This is a genomic window from Glycomyces tritici, from assembly GCF_030403505.1.
This window is the reverse complement of record NZ_JAUEMJ010000001.1, coordinates 1,079,148-1,095,366: the sequence shown is the minus strand read 5'-3', so window position 1 is coordinate 1,095,366 and position 16,219 is coordinate 1,079,148. Positions and strand designations below refer to the sequence as shown.

Below are 16,219 nucleotides of genomic sequence, written 5' to 3'. Positions count from 1 at the left end.
GCCGGACGGGTGTCGTCGCGACGCGCTAGGCTGGTGCGTTCCCGAATTCGAGCGAGGAGCGCAGTGTCCCAGGAACCAGGCCCCGCCGACGCCCAGCACGACCAGGACGTCGACACGACGCACGCCGTCCCCGTCCCCGATCCGGCCAGCACCCCCGAGCAGGAGATCGCGATCGAGCAGCGCTTCGTCGACCGCGTGTACGCGCGCGTCGACGTGCTCCGCGGTGAAGCCGAGGGCAACCGCGACTCCGGCTACGCCCATCTCGCCGCCACCGTCCCCGGCGCGCGGTACGAACGCGACGTGTTCGTGTTCCAAGCCGCCCGCCGCATCGCCGACCTCGACTCCCAGCACGAGGGGCTCGTCTTCGGGCGCCTCGACTTCGACGACGGCAAGGTCCGCCACGTCGGCCGCCTCGGCGTGCGCGACGAGGAGTACCGCACCCTCCTGGTCGACTGGCGCGCGCCCGCCGCCGCCCCGTTCTACCGCGCCACCGCCCTCGACCGCCAGGAGGTCTCGCGGCGCCGCGTCATCCGCTCCTTCGGCCGCACGGTCGAAGAGATCAGCGACGACCTGCTCAATGAGGACGCCGGCGAACGCCTCCCCGTGATCGGCGACGGCGCGCTCATGGCCGCCTTGGGCCGCAAGCGGACCGGGCGGATGCGCGACATCGTCGCCACGATCCAGGCCGAGCAGGACGCCGCCATCCGCGCGCCCGGGCGCGGCGCCACCATCATCACCGGCGGGCCCGGCACCGGCAAGACCGTCGTGGCCCTGCACCGCGCCGCGTTCCTGCTCTACCAGGACCGCAGCCGGTACGAGGCCGCCGGCATCCTCGTCGTCGGCCCCTCGGCCGTGTTCATGAAGTACATCGGGCGGGTCCTCCCCAGCCTCGGCGAGGAGACCGCCGCCCTGTACTCGCTCGGCGAGCTGTACGCCGGCGTCGAGGCCACCCGCCAGGACCGGCCCGAGGTCGCGGCCGTCAAGGGCGGCACCGTGATGCTCCCGATCCTGCGCCGCCTCGTGCGCCAGACGCCCCCGGGCGCCCCGAGCGAACTGCGGATCGTCTACCGCGGCGACGTGTTCAAACTCGACGCCGCCGAGCTCGCGGCCGCCCGCGCCCGCGTCTTCGAGAAGGAGCCGCGCCCCAACCTCGCCAAGACCGAGGCCGGACGCGCACTGCTGGTCGCCTTGTGGCGCAAGATCAAACCGGTCATCGAAGAGGCCGAGCCGGCGAAGTTCTCCCGCGACGTGGGCTCGCGCGGGGAGTTCCTCACCTTCCTCGACCACTGGTGGCCCGACCTCGACCCGGCCGACGTGCTCGGCTGGGGCGGCGACGTCCGCCGCCTCGCCTCCGCCGCCGAAGGGCACATGAAGAAGGAGGCGATCGAAGGCGTCGCCGCCTCGCTGCGCGAGACCGACTTCTCGATCCCCGACGTGGCCCTCCTCGACGAGCTGCGCATCCTCCTCGGCGTGAAGCCCCAGCCCCGCGGCCGCGACCGCATCCGCTCGTGGGACGGCATCCAGGAGGTCTCCACGGTCCAGGACCGCTACTACGACCGGCCCGAACGGCAGGCGCGCGACGCGTTCTACGAGGACTACGCGCACGTCATCGTCGACGAGGCCCAGGACCTCTCGCCCATGCAGTGGCGCATGCTCGGACGCCGCGGACGCGGCGCCGGGTGGACCATCGTCGGCGACGAGGCCCAGTCGAGCTGGCCGCGGCCGAGGGAGAGCGCCGACGCCCGCCGCCGCGCCGTCCCCAGCGGGCGCCTCCACGAGTTCCACCTCACCAAGAACTACCGGAACTCCAAAGAGGTCTTCGAATACGCCGCCGACTGGGCGAAACCGCGCCTGCGCAACATCGACCTCCCCGAGGCCGTGCGCGAGACCGGTGTCGCCGTCGTCGAGAAGACCGTCGCCGCCGACGCCCTCCTCCCGGAGGTCGCGGGCGCGGTCGTCCAGGCCCTCGCCGCCGTCGAAGGCACCGTCGGCATCATCGCCCCCTACGGGCGCCACGCCGAACTGGCCGACATCGTCCACGACGGCCGCGTGACCCTCGTGGGCCCCTTGGAGTCCAAGGGCCTCGAATGGGACGCGGTCATCGCCGTGGACCTCGAAGCCGTCGCCAAGGCGCACGGCGCGGGCGTCGCCTATGTGGTCCTCACCCGGGCCACGCAGCGCCTCACCAGGATCGACCTCGCCTAGCCGTCAGCCCTCGGGAGTGTCCTGGCCGCGACGCCGCTCGGACCTCCTGAGGGCGTAGAAGAACAGGACGGCCACCAGGATCCCCGGCCCCATGTGGACCAAGAGGACGCCGATGAGGCTCGGGCCGCCCCAGTCGTTCTCATAGCTCGACGGGTCGCCGAAGTCGATCACGAACGGCTCGATCAGGGCCCGGACGATGAAGAAGCCGCCGATCACGAAGGCCAGCAGCCACAAGACGCGTTTCATGACCCGACTCTAGTGCCGCCCGCCACCCGGCGCTGGTACCGCTTGAGCAGCGCCGCGGACAGCGCGGTCGCAGCGACGAGCGTCGCCGTAGGCAGCCACACCAGGTTCGGGCGGTCCTCAGCGGACACCGGCTGCCAGTGGGAGCCACCGGAGCCGAGGAACGCGAAATCGGTCCATCCGGAGGACGAGTAGCGGGCGACCCGGTCCCCGGGCTCGACGGCATCGCCCGTGACGACCTCGATCGCCTCCGACCACGGCGCGGGGCCCTGTCCCCATGCGGTGTAGCGGTACTCCGTCACCTCGCACGAGCGGACGACACCGAAACCGAGCGGGCCGCGCTCGCACCCGCCGACCCCGACCACCTCCACAGTGGGATAGGCGCGCTCCGAACGGGGCGCCGTACGCGAACCGGACTTCGACCGCCAGCTGTACCAGGGCGATGACGGCCAGCACGCCGACGAGGTCGACGAGCATCCTGCGCCGACTGCGCGACCACTTGGGCCGTTCGGACCGGTGAGGCTCAGCGGGGATCAGGAAGCGCAGCGCCAACGTCACGCCGCCGAAGACCAGGAACGCGAACACGAGGATCGCGGCGATGTCGACCAGCGAGCTCATGCGGCGGCCTCGCGGGGAAGCGCCCTGATGGTGCCGAGGACCAGGAGCAGTTGCGCCGCAGCATACGTCGCCATCACCGCCTGCGACTGCAGCGGGAAGTCCACACCGGCCACGCCCAGACCGAGGACCAGGTCCGAGACCACGAACAGCACCCCGCCGAGCGCGGCCTCGCGGTTGAGCCCGGCCGCTGCCGCCGCCATCGCCACCAGCAGCAGGCTGTACACCGCCACCGGAACCGCGAGGTCCCCGAGTCGCGGCCACAGGACAAGGTTGGCGCCCAACCAGACCGCCAGATAGCAGGCGGGCGCCAGGAAGCGCCGCCGCAGCGGCAGCGCCCCCAAGCGGGCGAAGACCGTGAAGTACGTGATCTGCATGAGGCCGAACAGGCCCATGCCGACCAGGAACGCCGTCTCGCCCTCCACCAGCAGCGCGATGTCCGCTGCGCAGGCCAGCAGCAGGCCGAGCCCGAACAGGCGGGCCGGGCGCATGCCCGGCTGCGTCGAGACGATCAGATGGGCGAGCAGCAGGAGCGCCAGCGCGGGCTTGGACGCCCAGCGGAGCGCACCGAGATCGAGGCTGATCGCGGCGAGGTCCACCGCGATGGCGATCGCGAACGCCCACAGCCAGAAACGCGCAGGGAAGCGCACCAGCAGCGAGCGGGCCACCAGGAGGGGAGGGTTCATGGGTGCCGGAGCCTATCAGAGCCCGCGCCCGCCGCCGACCGGTCGCGGGCCGGTCGTCGGCACGCGTCGGCGCTCGGCGCATCGATCGCGGATCGCCTGGAAGCGCCGGCGCGGTGCTCGCGGAGCCTCGCCTGCCGCGGACCACGCGGATCGCCGGAAAAGCGCTGGCACTCTGCGGGCCGATCGGCGATGCTGCGTCGATGAGCAACGGGAGCCGCTCCGATGACCGCTGACGCCGCCGCATGGGAGTGGGACGAGACCCTCTTCGCCGGCAGCGCCGCCCACTACAGCGTCGGCCGGGTGCCCTACCCGACCGGCCTCGCCGACGCCGTGCGCGTCGCGCTCGGACTCGACGGCACCGGCCGACTCCTCGACGTCGGCTGCGGCCCAGGCTCGCTGACACTGCCGCTCGCCCCGCACTTCGCGTCCACTGTGGGCGTCGACCCGGACGCGGGCATGCTCGCCGAGGCCGCCCGGCGCGCCGAGGAGGCCGGACTCACCGGCATCGAATGGCGGCAACTGCGCGCCGAAGCGCTCCCCGACGACCTGGGCGTCTTCAAGGTCGCGGCGTTCGCGCAATCCTTCCACTGGATGGACCGCCCGCTCGTGGCCCGCCGCGTTCGCGCCATGCTCGAACCCGGCGGGTTCTGGATCCACGTGGGCGCCACCACGCACCGCGGTGCCGAGGTCGGTGCACTGCCCCATCCGGCGCCGCCATGGGACCGCATCGGCGAACTCGTCGCGGGCTACCTCGGGCCGGTCCGCCGCGCCGGGCAGGGCTTCCTGCCGGGCGGCACCGCGGGCGGCGAAGAGGACATCATGCGCGAAGCCGGGTACACCAAGGTCGCCCGCCTCCAGGTCGACGACGGCAGGGTCTTCGAACGCGACGTCGACTCCGTCGTCTCGGCGGTGTTCTCGCTGTCGAGCTCGGCGCCGCACCTGTTCGCGGAACGCCTGCCCGCCTTCGAGACCGAGCTGCGGGCGCTCTTGGCCGACGCGGCGCCGGACGGCCGGTTCTCCGAGCGCGAGGTGTCCACCGGCGTCGTCATCTGGCGGCCTTGACCGACCGTGGGGGAGAAGCGGTTCGAGCGTCCAGCGTCACCCGGGCGGTGTCACCGCTCGCCGGTCGCGGCCGCCGCCGTGAGGTTCCACAGCGTGATCGCGTGGTGCCCGTGCTCGTAGCCGAGGGCGGCGATCGAGGCGGTGTCGATCTTGAACTCGCGGCCGTCGCGGGCCGGCCGGCCGAGCCAGCGGGCCGCCGCGACGCGGAGGCTGTGGCCGTGGGCGATGAACGCGACGTCGCCGCGTTCGAGGAGCGGTTCGGCCTCGGCGAGGGCGCGGTCGAGGCGGGCGGCGACCTCCTCGGCCGTCTCACCGCCGGGGCCCTTGCCGCCGTCGGTCCAGAGCGACCAGTCGGGGTTCTCGGCCTCGATCTCCTCGCTGGTGCGCCCTTCGTAGTCGCCGTAGCCCCATTCGGCCAGGTCGGGGACGACGGCGCTGATCGCGAGGCCGGCCAGGTCGGCGGTGATGAGCGCCCGTTTGCGCGGGCTCGACCAGACCGCGGCGAACTCGCGTCCGGCGAGCAGCGGCGCGAGCGCTTTCGCCTGGGCCACACCGTTCTCGGTGAGCTCGAGGTCGGTGACGGACGTATGCCGGCCCGACGCGGACCAGGTGGTCTCGCCGTGGCGGATGAGCACGATCTCTCCCATGCCGACCACCTTAGTGCGGCCCGGCCCGGAAGGCCCCTAGATCGCGCGGGCGAGGAACACGCCCATGTACCCGTGCTCGTCGGTCCAGCAGCGGGTGGTCTCGAATCCGCTGGCCTGGAGCTGGTTCTGGAGTTCGCCTCGGTGGAACTTGGTGGAGATGCCGGTGTGGATCTCCTCGCCGATGCGGAAGGCGATGTCGATCGCGAGCGCCGCGATGTCCACCTTCATCGGCTTCATGGCGCGCAGGCGCATGTCGATGGTGGCGGTGTCGTTGTCCCACAACGCGATGTGCTCGAAGTTGTCGGGTTCGAAATCGGCGTCGAGGCGGTGGTTGAGGACGTACAGGACGTGCCGGTTGAACTCGGCGGTCACCCCGGCGGCGTCGTTGTAGGCCGCGAGGATCACGTCCGGGTCCTTCACGAGGTCGGCGCCGAGGAGGAACCAGTCGCCGGGGCGCAGGGACTCGCGCAGGTCGCTCAGGAACTGGCTGCGCTCCATGCCGGTGAAGTTCCCGAAGGTGCCGCCGAGGAACGCGACGAGCCGCATGTCGTGGTGGTCGGGCAGGTGCGCGAGGTGGCGGGTGAAGTCGCCGATGATGCCGCCGAGGCGGGCGTCGGGGTAGGCCGTGGCCAGTTCGAGGAGCACGTCCCGGACTTCGCCCTCGGCCACGTCGAAGGGCCAGAACGCGTCGAGCCTCCCGGCCGCCGCGAGGGCGCTGAGGAGCGGCCGGATCTTCTCGGCCCTGCCCGCGCCGAGCTCGATCACGGAGACCGGTTCGGTGCCGAGCGCTTCCGCGATCTCGGCGGCCCGGTCGTGGAGGACCGCCCGCTCGCTGCGCGTCTGGTAGTACTCGGGCTGGCGGGTGAGCTCGGCGAAGAGCGTCGAACCGCGGCCGTCGTAGTGCAGGCGCATGGGCAGGTGCTTGGGGTGCGCGGTCAGGCCCCGCCGGACGTCGCTCTGCAGCGACGCGTCGAGGTCGGACACGTCGAGGCAGATACGCAGTTCAGGAGCAGGCACACCACGATCTTATGTCGACTCGGGGCGTGTTTCGCCTCAGTGGGCGCCTGGTGTCACGGCGCGCCGGGGACGGTGCAGGCCTGGGCGGCGACCTGGGCCGCGTAGCGCAGGGCCGCGGTGACCACGGCCTGGTTGCCCCAGGCGGGGAGCCGGTCGAGGCGCATCCAGCCCGCCGAGGTGAGCCAGCCGATGAGGCCCGAGGTGAACGCGTCGCCCGCGCCGATGGAGTCCACGAGGTCGACCGGCGGGGCCGTCATCTCGGTGGTGTGGTTGCGGTGGAACGCCACCGAGCCGGCGTTGCCGAGGGTGACGACCACGAGTTCGGGGCCCGTTTCGAGCCATCTGCGGGCGATCTGGTCGACGGCGGTGCCCGGGTAGAGCTGGGCGAGGTCGCGTTCGGAGACGCGCACGAGGGTGGCGAGGCCGACCAGGCGCTCGGTGCGTTCGAGGACTTCGGCGTGGTCGCCCATGGCGCTGAGGCGGATGTTCGGGTCGAAGGAGACGGGGACGGCGCGGCGGGCGCGGTTCACCCAGTGCTCGATGGTGCGGGCGGTGGGCTCGAGGTAGGCGGCGAGGGAGCCGAAGTGGATGAGGTCGACCTGGGCGGGGTCGGCTTTGGGGAGGGGGCGGGTGTCCGAGGTGAAGTCGGCGGTGCCGGTCGTCCAGTAGTCGTAGTCGGCGGTGCCGTCCTCGTGCACGATCGCGAGGCCGAGGGTGGAGGGGAGGTCGGTGCGCAGCAGCCAGTTGCGGTGGACGCCCGCGGCGATGTGGCGGCGCCAGACCTGGCGGCCGAAGTGGTCGCCGCCCACGGCGCCGACGAGTGCGGTCGGGATGCCGCGCCGGGCGAGTGCGACGGCGGTGTTCGCGGGCCCGCCGCCGCAGGTGGGGCGCAGTCGGCCGCCGGGGGCCGGTACGAGGTCGATGATGTTCTCGCCTGCCACGAGGATCAAAGGGGGCTCCTTCCGTCGGTTGCGGGTGCCGCTGCGGAGAGGGTATTGCAGGTGCCGGACGGCCCGGAAGTCGGATTCGCGTCACGATGGGCGGGCGCGTCCCGGTTGCAGCGGCTGGAGGGCGTTCGGCCGGTCTCGTGCGCCGGGTTTCGGGTGCGGGCTTCGTGCGCCACGCCGGGGCGGGCCGGTGCGGCGGGCGGCGGGGCGGTCGTTCAGGATGGAGGCATGTCCACCGAAGAGGTCAAGGTCGAAGCCGAGGTCGCTGGAGGCGCGGTCCAAGGCGGCACCGGTGCTGCCGAAGAGAGCGCTGGCGGAGGCGGCGCCGTCGACGGCGCGGCTCCGGGTGGTGCGGAGCGCGGCGCGGCCGCCGATGAGGCCGTCGCGAACGCCGACGCGGCCAAGTCGGCGCGCCCGAAGCAGCGGCGGATGCGCGACATGGCGATGTCGATGGCGGTGCTGCTGGTGCCGATCGGCCTGTTCTACGTCGGCTGGCAGTGGCTGGCCGAGGACCGGCAGGTCAGCGTGGTCGACACGAGCGCGAACTACTCCACCGCGGCGAGCCTGGGCCTGGCGGTGATCGAACCGGAGCTCAGCGGCGAGTGGAAGGCGATCTCGAGCGACCTCGCGGTCGAGGGCGAGACCGTCACGCTCCGGACCGGCTACTACTCGCCGGAGGGCAACGGCCTCCAGCTCTCGGAGACCAACGGCACGGCCGCCGACGTGAACGAGGACCTCCAGGGCGCCGGCACCCCGGTCGAAGCGGCCGGGATCGCATGGGCCTCCTACACGTCGGACATCGGCGAGACCTGGGTGGCCGAGATCGGCGGCGAGACCATCGTGCTGAGCGCCGAAACCGACGGTGCCGGCGACCTCCCTGAACTCGCGGCAGGCGTGGCCGAAGCCGCGGGCGCTTAGCGAAGCGTTACGCCCGCGGCCGAGCCACACCCCCATGCCGGCATGGAACCGGGGAACCCAAGGGGTGGCCCGATGTGCAGGCTGATGCCGAAAACGCGGCGTTAGTCCTCGTCGTTTGCTTCCGGTTCCGTGCGGGCCTTCAGGCGCTCCCTCGCGCCCTCCAGGTGCGACTGGCACAGGTCGGCCAGCTTCTCGCCCCGCTCCCACAGCGCCAGCGACTCCTCCAGCGTGGCACCGCCCGCCTCCAGCCGCTCGACCGTGGCCACCAGCTCCGCCCGGGCCTCTTCGTAACTCAACACCGTCTTCGACTGCTCAGTGCTCACTGCTCGTCCTCCCTCGTGTGCACGACTGCGGCCCGCAGCGATCCCGCCGCCAGCCGCACTTCGATCGCTTCGCCCGCATCGGCCGCCTCCCGCAGCACCGCACCGGTCTCGGTGTCCGTGACGATCGCGTAGCCCCGGTCGAGCGTCGACTGCGGCGACAGCGACCGCAGCCGCGCCCGCAGGTGCTCCAACTCGTCCGTCGACCGCTCGAGCCGCGAGTCCACGCGGGCGCGCATGCGGTGCTGGAGATTCGCGACCACCTCGCCGCGCGCTTCCAGCATCGTCTCGGGCCGCGCCAGGACCGGGCGGGCGCGCATCGCCGCGAGGCCGTCCGCCTCGCGGGTCAGCATCGCGCCCAGCGCCTGGCGCAGCCGGGTGCGGCTGATGTTCAGGCCGCGCTGCTCCTCCGCGAGGTCAGGGACCACTTTCTTCCCGGCCTCGGTGGGGGTCGAGGCCCGCCAGTCGGCCACGTAGTCGAGGATCGGCGTGTCCGGTTCGTGCCCGATCGCCGAGACCACGGGCGTCACCGCTTCGGCGACCGCGCGGCACAGCGTCTCGTCGGAGAACGGCAGCAGATCCTCCATCGAGCCGCCGCCGCGGGCGATCACGATGACCTCCACGTCAGGGTCCCGGTCGAGTTCGGCCAGCGCCGCGCACACCTCCGTGACCGCGCGAGGCCCCTGGACGGCGACCTCGCGGACCTCGAAATCGGCGGACGGCAGGCGGGCCTTGGCGTTCTTCAGCACGTCGCGCATCGCGTCCGACGCGCGGCCGGTGATGAGGCCGATCCGATACGGCAGGAAGGGAAGCGGCTTCTTGCGCTCGGCCGCGAACAGGCCCTCGGCGGCGAGCAGCTTCTTGAGGCGTTCGAGGCGGGCGAGGAGCTCGCCGAGGCCGACCTGGCGGATCTCGCGCACATGCAGCGAGAGCGAGCCGTTCTTGTCCCACCACTGGGCCTGGGCGCGGATGACGACCTGCGCGCCGTCCCGCAGCGGCGGCTCGCAGGCGGCGACGGCGCCGGTGAAGTCGACGACCCGCATCGAGACCTCGGCGGAGGGGTCGCGCAAGGTCAGGTAGACGGTGCGGCCCCGGTGGCTGATCTCGGTGATCTGGCCCTCGGTCCACACCTCGCCGAGGCGGGCGAGCCAGTCGCCGATCTTCTTCGAGACGACCCGCAGCGGCCACGGGTTCTCAGCGCTCATCGGCACGCCCGGGCCCGTCGCGGCCGGTTTCGCCGCGCCCGGACCGGCGGACCTGGCCGCGGCTCCCGGCTGCTCCGGGGTGCCGGGTCGTTCCGAGGTGCTGTCGGTGGCGCTGCTCGCTGCGTCGGTCACGTGGCCAGACTAACTGCAGGGTGTGACGAAACCGGGCGGCCGGATACCATCGAGGCGTGGCAGACCCGAAGCGAGTGTTGTTGGCCAAGCCGCGCGGGTACTGCGCGGGCGTGGACCGGGCCGTGGTGACCGTCGAGAAGGCGCTGGAGCTCTACGGCGCTCCCGTCTACGTGCGCAAGGAGATCGTGCACAACCGGCATGTGGTGGAGACCCTCGCCGGCAAGGGCGCGGTGTTCGTGGAGGAGAACGAGGAGGTGCCGCCGGGCTCGGTGGTGGTCTTCTCGGCGCACGGCGTGGCGCCCGAGGTCCACGACCAGGCGGCCGAGCGCGGCCTGAAGGCGATCGACGCGACCTGCCCGCTGGTGACGAAGGTGCACAAGGAGGCCGTGCGGTACGCCGAGGAGGACTTCGACATCCTGCTCATCGGCCACGAGGGCCATGAAGAGGTCATCGGGACCTCCGGCGAGGCGCCCGACCACATCCAGCTCGTGGACGGCCCCGACTCGGTCGACCAGGTCACCGTGCGCGACCCCGCGAAGGTCGTGTGGCTCTCGCAGACGACGCTCTCGGTCGACGAGACCATGGAGACGGTCGACCGCCTCAAGAAGCGCCTGCCGATGCTCCAGAGCCCGCCGAGCGACGACATCTGCTACGCGACCCAGAACCGCCAGCAGGTCGTCAAGGACATCGCGGACGAATGCGACGTGATGCTCGTGGTCGGCTCGAAGAACTCCTCGAACTCGGTGCGGCTGGTCGAGGTCGCGGTGCAGCACGGCGCGACGACCGGGCACCTGATCGACTTCGCGCACGAGATCGACGAGGCCTGGCTCGAAGGAGCGTCCACTGTGGGCCTCTCCTCGGGGGCCTCGGTGCCGGACAACCTGGTGCAGGACGTACTCGCGCACCTGGCCGAACGCGGCTTCACGAATGTGGAGGAGTTCGAGCCGGTGACCGAGAAGATCGCCTTCTCCCTCCCGCGCGAACTCGCCAAGGACCTCAAGGCCGCCGGCCGCCTCTGAACGCCGACGACCCCTTTCGGGTGACACATTCGTTAACGACGGTAAGAACGGCGGGTTCTTGTCGGACCCGCGCGGCAGACTTGAACCGGGGTCGCCCCCCTGGGAGGGCGGGGGACTGCCCGCCTCCGTGAACGGCACTAAGGGCGCACGTCCTCAGCCGCATCCCAAGTCGGCTTGCGCGTCGGCGTGATCACCGGCGCCGGCGACTCCGGCGCCTCGCCCGCGACCTCCAGCTCGGTGAACCGCCGCGCCGTCACCAGCAGCCGCGACTCCACACTCGCCACCGCCGCGTTGTACGACCCCACCGCCGCCTCCAGCGACGACCCCAGCCGCGAGAAATGCCCCGCCACCGCACCGAGCCGCTCATGCAACTCCCGCCCCAGCTTGTGCACCTCCTTGGCGTGCAACGCCAGCGCCTCCTGCCGCCACGTGTGCGCCACCGTCCGCAGCAGCGCCATCAGCGTCGTCGGCGACGCGATCACCACACCCCGCGCGAACGAGTCCTCCAGCAGCGCCGGATCGCCCCGCAGCGCCGCGTCCAAGAACGCATCCGCCGGCACGAACAGCACCACCATCTCCGGCGTGTCCTCGAACGCCCGCCAGTACTCCTTGCCCGCCAACGACTCCACATGCCGCCGCAGATGCTTCGCGTGCATCCGCAGCAACTGGTCCCGCCCCGCCTCGTCCTCCGACTCCAGCGCCTGCAGATACGACTGGAGCGGCGCCTTCGCATCCACCACCAGGGTCCGCCCGCCCGACAACCGCACCACCAGGTCAGGCCGCACCCCGCGCCCGTCCACCACACCCGAAAGCTGCTCGGAGAAGTCGCAGTGCTCGACCATCCCCGCCGCCTCCACGATCCGCCGCAATTGCACTTCGCCCCACTGGCCGCGCACCTGCGGCGACCGCAGCGCCCCCAGCAGCCGCCCCGTCTGCTCCCGCAGATCCTCCGAGGTCTCCGCGACCCCCGAGAGCTGAATCCGCAACTGCGCGTACGCGTCCACCCGAGCCCGCTCCACATCGCCGAGCCGCGTCTCGTACCGCGCCAACGTCTCCGCGATCGGCGCCAGCACCTGCCCCACCGCCTGCCGCGAGTGGTCCGTCGCCTCGTACGCGACCGCCTTCAACGTCGACTCGAGCCGCTGCTCGTTGTCCGCCGCCGCCTCCAGCCGCGCCGTCGCCGCCGCCAACTCCGCGCTCTGGCGCGACCGCCCCGCGAACCAGCCGCCGAAACCGCCCGCCGCCAGGCACACCACCGCCAATAGGACCCACGTCATACGGGCCAGTCTAGGGTGGTGACCACGGGTACAGTCGGTACATGGAGCTGTGGTTGACCCTGCTGGTAGTTGCGGTACTCGTCATCTTCTTCGTGGTGCAATCCAACAAGAAGCGAGCGCAAGCCGAACTCGCGGACGCCGAGGCCGAGGCCCGGCGCCTCTACGAGCGCCTCGGCGGCCAGACCATGAACCTCGTCGCCCCAGGCGACAACCTCCCCGCGGGCCAGGCCCTCGCCGACGCCGGCGAGCGCTACACCGCCGCGGGCTCCCAGCTCGAATCGGCGCGCACCATCAACCAGTACCGGCTCGTCGCCGAGACCTCAATCGAAGGCCTGCTCTACGTGCGGGCCGCCCGCACCGCGATGGACATGGACCCCGGCCCCGAAGTCCCCACCCTCGTCGGCAAACGCCGCACCGGCGCACTCACCGAACCGGTCAGCGCCGAGGTCGAGGGCCGCACCTACTCCGGCTCGCCCGACCCCAGCGACGAGAACCGCCACTACTACCCGGGCGGCCGCGTCGAAGGCCGCCCCGTGCCCGCGGGCTGGTACAACACCCCGTGGTGGCAGCCGGCGCTGGCGGGCGCGGCGGGCGTGTTCGTCGGCATGATGGTCTTCGACGCGATGATCGCCCCCGCTTACGCGATGGGCGCGGTCGAAGGCGCCGACAGCGGCGATTCGGGTGGCGACGGCGGTGACGCCGGTTCTGACGGCGGGGACGCGGGCGGCGATGCCGGTGGCGACGCCGGCGGCGGTGGCGACTTCGGTGGCGGTGACTTCGGCGGCGGAGGCGACTTCGGCGGGTTCTAGTACGCGCTGACCTGGCTTCACCGGCCCCGGACCGCACGATGGTCCGGGGCTTTTCCTTGCCCTGAAACCAGAGTCGCCAAGAATTTCCAGTGCCTAAAACGTGACGCATGCAACCGTCCCGGTCCTTCAGGGCGTACCGAATTTGGGGTCGCCAATGTGGAGCTACCCCAGCGAACCTGTCCATAGTCACCAAATTCCTGCCTCTCGGAGACCACCCCCGGTCTCGCGGCCGGCACCGCGAGGCCACCCCCAGCAAGGAGAGTTCGTGACAGTTGCACAGCGGCGTTCACGCCGCATTCTCGCCGCCGCCTTCGCCGGCGCGCTCGTCCCGGCCGCGGTCGCCACCGGCGCCGCCGCCCAGGAATCGGAGACCGAGATCCTCATCGAGGAGAAGGTCGCCCCCGAACTGCTCGAGGAGATCGACGACCAGGGCGACGCGGAGCTGTGGCTCCTCTTCGCCGGATCGCCCGACTACAGCACCGCGCTCGCCGCGGACACCAAGGAGGCCAAGGGCGCCGCGGCGGTCGAGGCCGCCAAGGAGTACGCCGAGACTTCGCAGGCGGGCGTGATCGCCGCGCTCGACGAGGCCGGCGCCGACTACGAATCCTATTGGGGCGCTTCCACGGTGAAGGTCGTCGGCGACGCCGGCCTGCTCGCCGACCTGGTCGCGTTCGACGAGGTCGAGGCGGTCGTGGCCGCGCCCGACTACTCGATGATCGAGCCGATCGCCCCCGACGACAAGCCCGAGAACGACTTCCAGACCTGGGACGCGGTCAAGGAGGCCGCCGTCGAATGGGGCGTCGAGGACGTGGGCGCGCCCGACGTGTGGGAGCAGGGCTTCACCGGCGAGGGCATCGTCGTGGCCAGCATCGACTCCGGCGTCCAGTACGACCACCCGGCGCTCGTGGACCAGTACCGCGGCAACAACGGCGACGGGACTTTCACGCACGACTACAACTTCTACGACATCCAGGACGTCTGCGAGGGCGACGCGCCCTGCGACGACGACGGCCACGGCACCCACACGATGGGCACCATGGTCGGGTCCGAGGGCATCGGCGTCGCCCCCGGTGCGGAGTGGATCGCCGTCAACGGCTGCTGCCCCGACATCGAGACGCTGATCCTGGCCGGGCAGTGGCTCGCCGCGCCCACCGACTCGGAGGGCCGCAACCCCGACCCGCTGAAGGCCCCGCACGTGGTCAACAACTCGTGGGGCTCGACCATCCCGGGCTACGACCCGATCTACGCCGAGGTCGTGGACCTGTGGCACGCCTCGGGCATCATCCCGGTGTTCGCGGCGGGCAACAACGGCCCGGCGTGCCTGACGATGAGCACCCCCGGCGTGTACGAGAACGTGATCGCCGTGGGCGCTTACGACGAGAACCACGAGATCGCCGAGTTCTCCTCGCGCGGCCACGGGTTGAACGGCGTGCTGAAGCCCGACCTCTCGGCCCCGGGCGTGGGCATCCGCTCCTCGCTCCCGGGCGACGAGTACGGGCTCGGCGACGGGACCTCGATGGCCACACCGCATGTGGTGGGCACGATCGCGCTGCTCATGTCGGCCTCGCCGTCGCTGGAAGGCGATTACGAGGCGGTCTACGAGACGCTCACGGGCACCGCCGTCGACACCGCGGACGACCAGTGCACGGGCGACAAGGAGGCCAACAACGTCTACGGGCACGGCCGTGTGAACGTCGAGGACGCCGTGGACGAGGCCCCCGCGGGCAAGTTCGGGTCGCTCTCGGGCCAGGTCACCGACCAGGACGGCGAGCCCGTCGCGGGCGTCCGCCTCGTGTTCGAGGGCGCGGTGGTCCGCGAGGCCGCCACGAACGCCGACGGCGTCTACGACTTCGCGCGCATCCCGGCCGGGCGCTACCACGTGACGGTCTCGAAGTTCCTGTACGGCACCGTCACCGGCTCCGTGCGCATCAAGAACAACGGCGAGGCCGTCTTCGACGCCGAACTGCAGAAGGAGGCGACGCAGGTCGTCGAGGGCACCGTGGTCGACGGCGGCGGGCACGGGTGGGCGCTCGACGCCACCGTGTCGACCGCGGGCGACGAGGTGGTCGCCCAGACCGACCCGTTCACCGGCGCGTTCAGCATGGAGGTCCCGGCCGAGGGCGACTGGCCGCTCACCGTCGAGACCGCCTACCCCGGTTACGAAGTGGTCCAAGTGGATCCGGCGGACGCGGGCCTGGTCGAGGTGCCGGTCCTGCCCGGGTGCCTCGCCCCCGGCTACGGGTCCGACGTGCTCGACGAGGGCTTCGAGTCGCGGGCGCTGCCTGCGGGCTGGGAGGTCGTGGACCGCGGCGAGACCGCCGGCTGGGTCTTCGACGACCCGTTCGGGTACGGCAACCGGACGCCGGGCTCGGGCGGCTTCGCGGAGGCGAACTCCGATGCGGCCGACCCGGACCACCAGGTCGACACCGACCTCATCACCCCGGCGTTCGACCTGAGCGCCGCCGAGGACCCGACCCTGTCGTTCGCGAGCTTCTTCGTGGACGGCCTGATCGGCTCCGAAGCGGAAGTGCTGCTCTCCGTGGACGGCGGCGCGACCTGGGAGCAGATCTGGTACTCCAATGAGGACCTGGAGGCCACGGTCGAGTCCGTCGACCTCGCCGCCTGGGCCGACCAGACCGCCGTGCAGCTGAAGTTCCACTTCAACGACAACGACACGTGGGCCTACTGGTGGATGGTCGACAACGTCCGCATCGGCTGCGGCGAACTCGAAGGCGGCCTCGTGCGCGGCACCGTCACCGACGCGGCCACGGGCGACCCGATCGAGGGCGCGGTCGTCACCGACCCCGCCACCGGCCGGGCCGCCACCACCGAAGCGGACGGCTCCTACGTCCTCTTCACCGACGCCGGCCCGGCGAGTCTCGAAGCGGGCCTTGAAGGCTGGACCACCGGCACCGCCGAGGCCGAAGTGGAGGCCGACGCCGTAGTCGCCGCCGACTTCGCACTGGAGGCCGACGCCTGACCTGGCTGAAAGCCGAGGGGCTCGCGCCGCACTGCGGCGCGAGCCCCTTCGTGTGCGGTGGGGTGCCTGCCCTCGACGATGCACGCCGCGGTCCCGGCGAGCGCCGCACCGTTTCGACTGGCCGGATCCGGCTATCG

15 protein-coding genes are annotated in these 16,219 nt (G+C 71.7%); 6 read left to right on the top strand and 9 right to left on the bottom strand.

Going from position 1 to position 16,219, the window contains the following annotated elements; all coding sequences use genetic code 11:
* Nucleotides 1–63: 63 nt before the first annotated feature.
* On the top strand, nucleotides 64–2,205 hold the full coding sequence (locus tag QWI33_RS05035) for a HelD family protein (protein WP_289955514.1): 2,142 nt from the start codon (nucleotides 64–66) through the stop codon (nucleotides 2,203–2,205).
* A 3-nt stretch (nucleotides 2,206–2,208) separates the two neighbouring features.
* Here the strand turns inward: QWI33_RS05035 and QWI33_RS05030 are convergent, their stop codons facing one another.
* The 3 genes from QWI33_RS05030 to QWI33_RS05020 form a co-directional block, all read right to left on the bottom strand.
* The gene (locus QWI33_RS05030) at nucleotides 2,209–2,451 is read right to left on the bottom strand and encodes a hypothetical protein (protein ID WP_289955511.1); all 243 of its coding nucleotides are present in this window, start codon (nucleotides 2,449–2,451) and stop codon (nucleotides 2,209–2,211) included.
* On the bottom strand, nucleotides 2,448–2,750 hold the full coding sequence (locus QWI33_RS05025) for a hypothetical protein (protein ID WP_289955510.1): 303 nt from the start codon (nucleotides 2,748–2,750) through the stop codon (nucleotides 2,448–2,450). The genes QWI33_RS05030 and QWI33_RS05025 overlap by 4 nt, the downstream gene beginning before the upstream one ends.
* A 312-nt stretch (nucleotides 2,751–3,062) precedes the next feature.
* Complete coding sequence (locus QWI33_RS05020; protein ID WP_289955508.1) at nucleotides 3,063–3,749, bottom strand: lysoplasmalogenase; 687 nt, start codon at nucleotides 3,747–3,749, stop codon at nucleotides 3,063–3,065.
* Nucleotides 3,750–3,971: 222 nt separating this feature from the next.
* On the opposite strand from QWI33_RS05020, the gene QWI33_RS05015 reads away from it, so the two are divergent.
* Nucleotides 3,972–4,811 carry a class I SAM-dependent methyltransferase gene (locus tag QWI33_RS05015; protein ID WP_289955506.1) on the top strand — a complete coding sequence of 280 codons (840 nt, stop codon included), beginning with the start codon at nucleotides 3,972–3,974 and terminating at the stop codon, nucleotides 4,809–4,811.
* A gap of 50 nt (nucleotides 4,812–4,861) precedes the next feature.
* On the opposite strand, the gene QWI33_RS05010 is transcribed toward QWI33_RS05015, so the two are convergent.
* From QWI33_RS05010 to QWI33_RS05000, 3 genes are read right to left on the bottom strand one after another with little or no spacing between them, the layout of a single operon-like run.
* Nucleotides 4,862–5,458: a histidine phosphatase family protein gene (locus tag QWI33_RS05010; RefSeq protein ID WP_289955505.1), complete on the bottom strand. Its 597-nt coding sequence runs from the start codon at nucleotides 5,456–5,458 to the stop codon at nucleotides 4,862–4,864.
* Between the two features lie 36 nt (nucleotides 5,459–5,494).
* The gene (egtD, locus tag QWI33_RS05005) at nucleotides 5,495–6,475 is read right to left on the bottom strand and encodes an L-histidine N(alpha)-methyltransferase (protein WP_289955503.1); all 981 of its coding nucleotides are present in this window, start codon (nucleotides 6,473–6,475) and stop codon (nucleotides 5,495–5,497) included.
* A gap of 53 nt (nucleotides 6,476–6,528) precedes the next feature.
* Nucleotides 6,529–7,416 (bottom strand): carbohydrate kinase family protein, encoded by an 888-nt coding sequence (locus tag QWI33_RS05000; protein WP_289955646.1) that lies wholly within the window; start codon nucleotides 7,414–7,416, stop codon nucleotides 6,529–6,531.
* A 234-nt stretch (nucleotides 7,417–7,650) separates the two neighbouring features.
* Here QWI33_RS05000 and QWI33_RS04995 point away from each other — a divergent pair, with 234 nt between their 5' ends.
* Nucleotides 7,651–8,340 (top strand): DUF4245 family protein, encoded by a 690-nt coding sequence (locus tag QWI33_RS04995; protein ID WP_289955501.1) that lies wholly within the window; start codon nucleotides 7,651–7,653, stop codon nucleotides 8,338–8,340.
* A 101-nt stretch (nucleotides 8,341–8,441) separates the two neighbouring features.
* Here QWI33_RS04995 and QWI33_RS04990 read toward each other — a convergent pair whose 3' ends face one another.
* Nucleotides 8,442–8,663, bottom strand: coding sequence for an exodeoxyribonuclease VII small subunit (locus QWI33_RS04990; protein ID WP_289955499.1), 222 nt, complete (start codon nucleotides 8,661–8,663; stop codon nucleotides 8,442–8,444).
* Entirely contained in the window at nucleotides 8,660–9,865 is a 1,206-nt protein-coding gene (gene xseA, locus QWI33_RS04985) for an exodeoxyribonuclease VII large subunit (RefSeq protein ID WP_353895398.1), read from the bottom strand. Before xseA ends, QWI33_RS04990 begins: the two co-directional genes overlap by 4 nt.
* Nucleotides 9,866–10,053: 188 nt before the next feature.
* On the opposite strand from xseA, the gene QWI33_RS04980 reads away from it, so the two are divergent.
* Nucleotides 10,054–11,016, top strand: a complete 963-nt coding sequence (locus tag QWI33_RS04980) for a 4-hydroxy-3-methylbut-2-enyl diphosphate reductase (RefSeq protein ID WP_289955496.1) — start codon at nucleotides 10,054–10,056, stop codon at nucleotides 11,014–11,016.
* A gap of 137 nt (nucleotides 11,017–11,153) precedes the next feature.
* Here the strand turns inward: QWI33_RS04980 and QWI33_RS04975 are convergent, their stop codons facing one another.
* Nucleotides 11,154–12,293: a DNA recombination protein RmuC gene (locus QWI33_RS04975; RefSeq protein ID WP_289955493.1), complete on the bottom strand. Its 1,140-nt coding sequence runs from the start codon at nucleotides 12,291–12,293 to the stop codon at nucleotides 11,154–11,156.
* Between the two features lie 41 nt (nucleotides 12,294–12,334).
* On the opposite strand from QWI33_RS04975, the gene QWI33_RS04970 reads away from it, so the two are divergent.
* Nucleotides 12,335–13,102: a hypothetical protein gene (locus QWI33_RS04970; RefSeq protein WP_289955492.1), complete on the top strand. Its 768-nt coding sequence runs from the start codon at nucleotides 12,335–12,337 to the stop codon at nucleotides 13,100–13,102.
* Nucleotides 13,103–13,367: 265 nt separating this feature from the next.
* A complete protein-coding gene (locus QWI33_RS04965) occupies nucleotides 13,368–16,082 on the top strand; it encodes a S8 family serine peptidase (RefSeq protein ID WP_289955490.1) in 2,715 nt (904 codons plus the stop codon).
* The last annotated feature ends 137 nt before the right edge of the window (nucleotides 16,083–16,219 follow it).

Coding starts and splice junctions, on each gene's coding strand:
- QWI33_RS05030 (WP_289955511.1), bottom strand. CDS start 2,451: ATGAAACGCGTCTTGTGGCTGCTGGCCTTCGTGATCGGCGGCTTCTTC.
- QWI33_RS04975 (WP_289955493.1), bottom strand. CDS start 12,293: ATGACGTGGGTCCTATTGGCGGTGGTGTGCCTGGCGGCGGGCGGTTTC.
- QWI33_RS04970 (WP_289955492.1), top strand. CDS start 12,335: ATGGAGCTGTGGTTGACCCTGCTGGTAGTTGCGGTACTCGTCATCTTC.
- QWI33_RS05015 (WP_289955506.1), top strand. CDS start 3,972: ATGACCGCTGACGCCGCCGCATGGGAGTGGGACGAGACCCTCTTCGCC.
- QWI33_RS04995 (WP_289955501.1), top strand. CDS start 7,651: ATGTCCACCGAAGAGGTCAAGGTCGAAGCCGAGGTCGCTGGAGGCGCG.
- QWI33_RS05010 (WP_289955505.1), bottom strand. CDS start 5,458: ATGGGAGAGATCGTGCTCATCCGCCACGGCGAGACCACCTGGTCCGCG.
- xseA (WP_353895398.1), bottom strand. CDS start 9,865: ATGAGCGCTGAGAACCCGTGGCCGCTGCGGGTCGTCTCGAAGAAGATC.
- QWI33_RS05020 (WP_289955508.1), bottom strand. CDS start 3,749: ATGAACCCTCCCCTCCTGGTGGCCCGCTCGCTGCTGGTGCGCTTCCCT.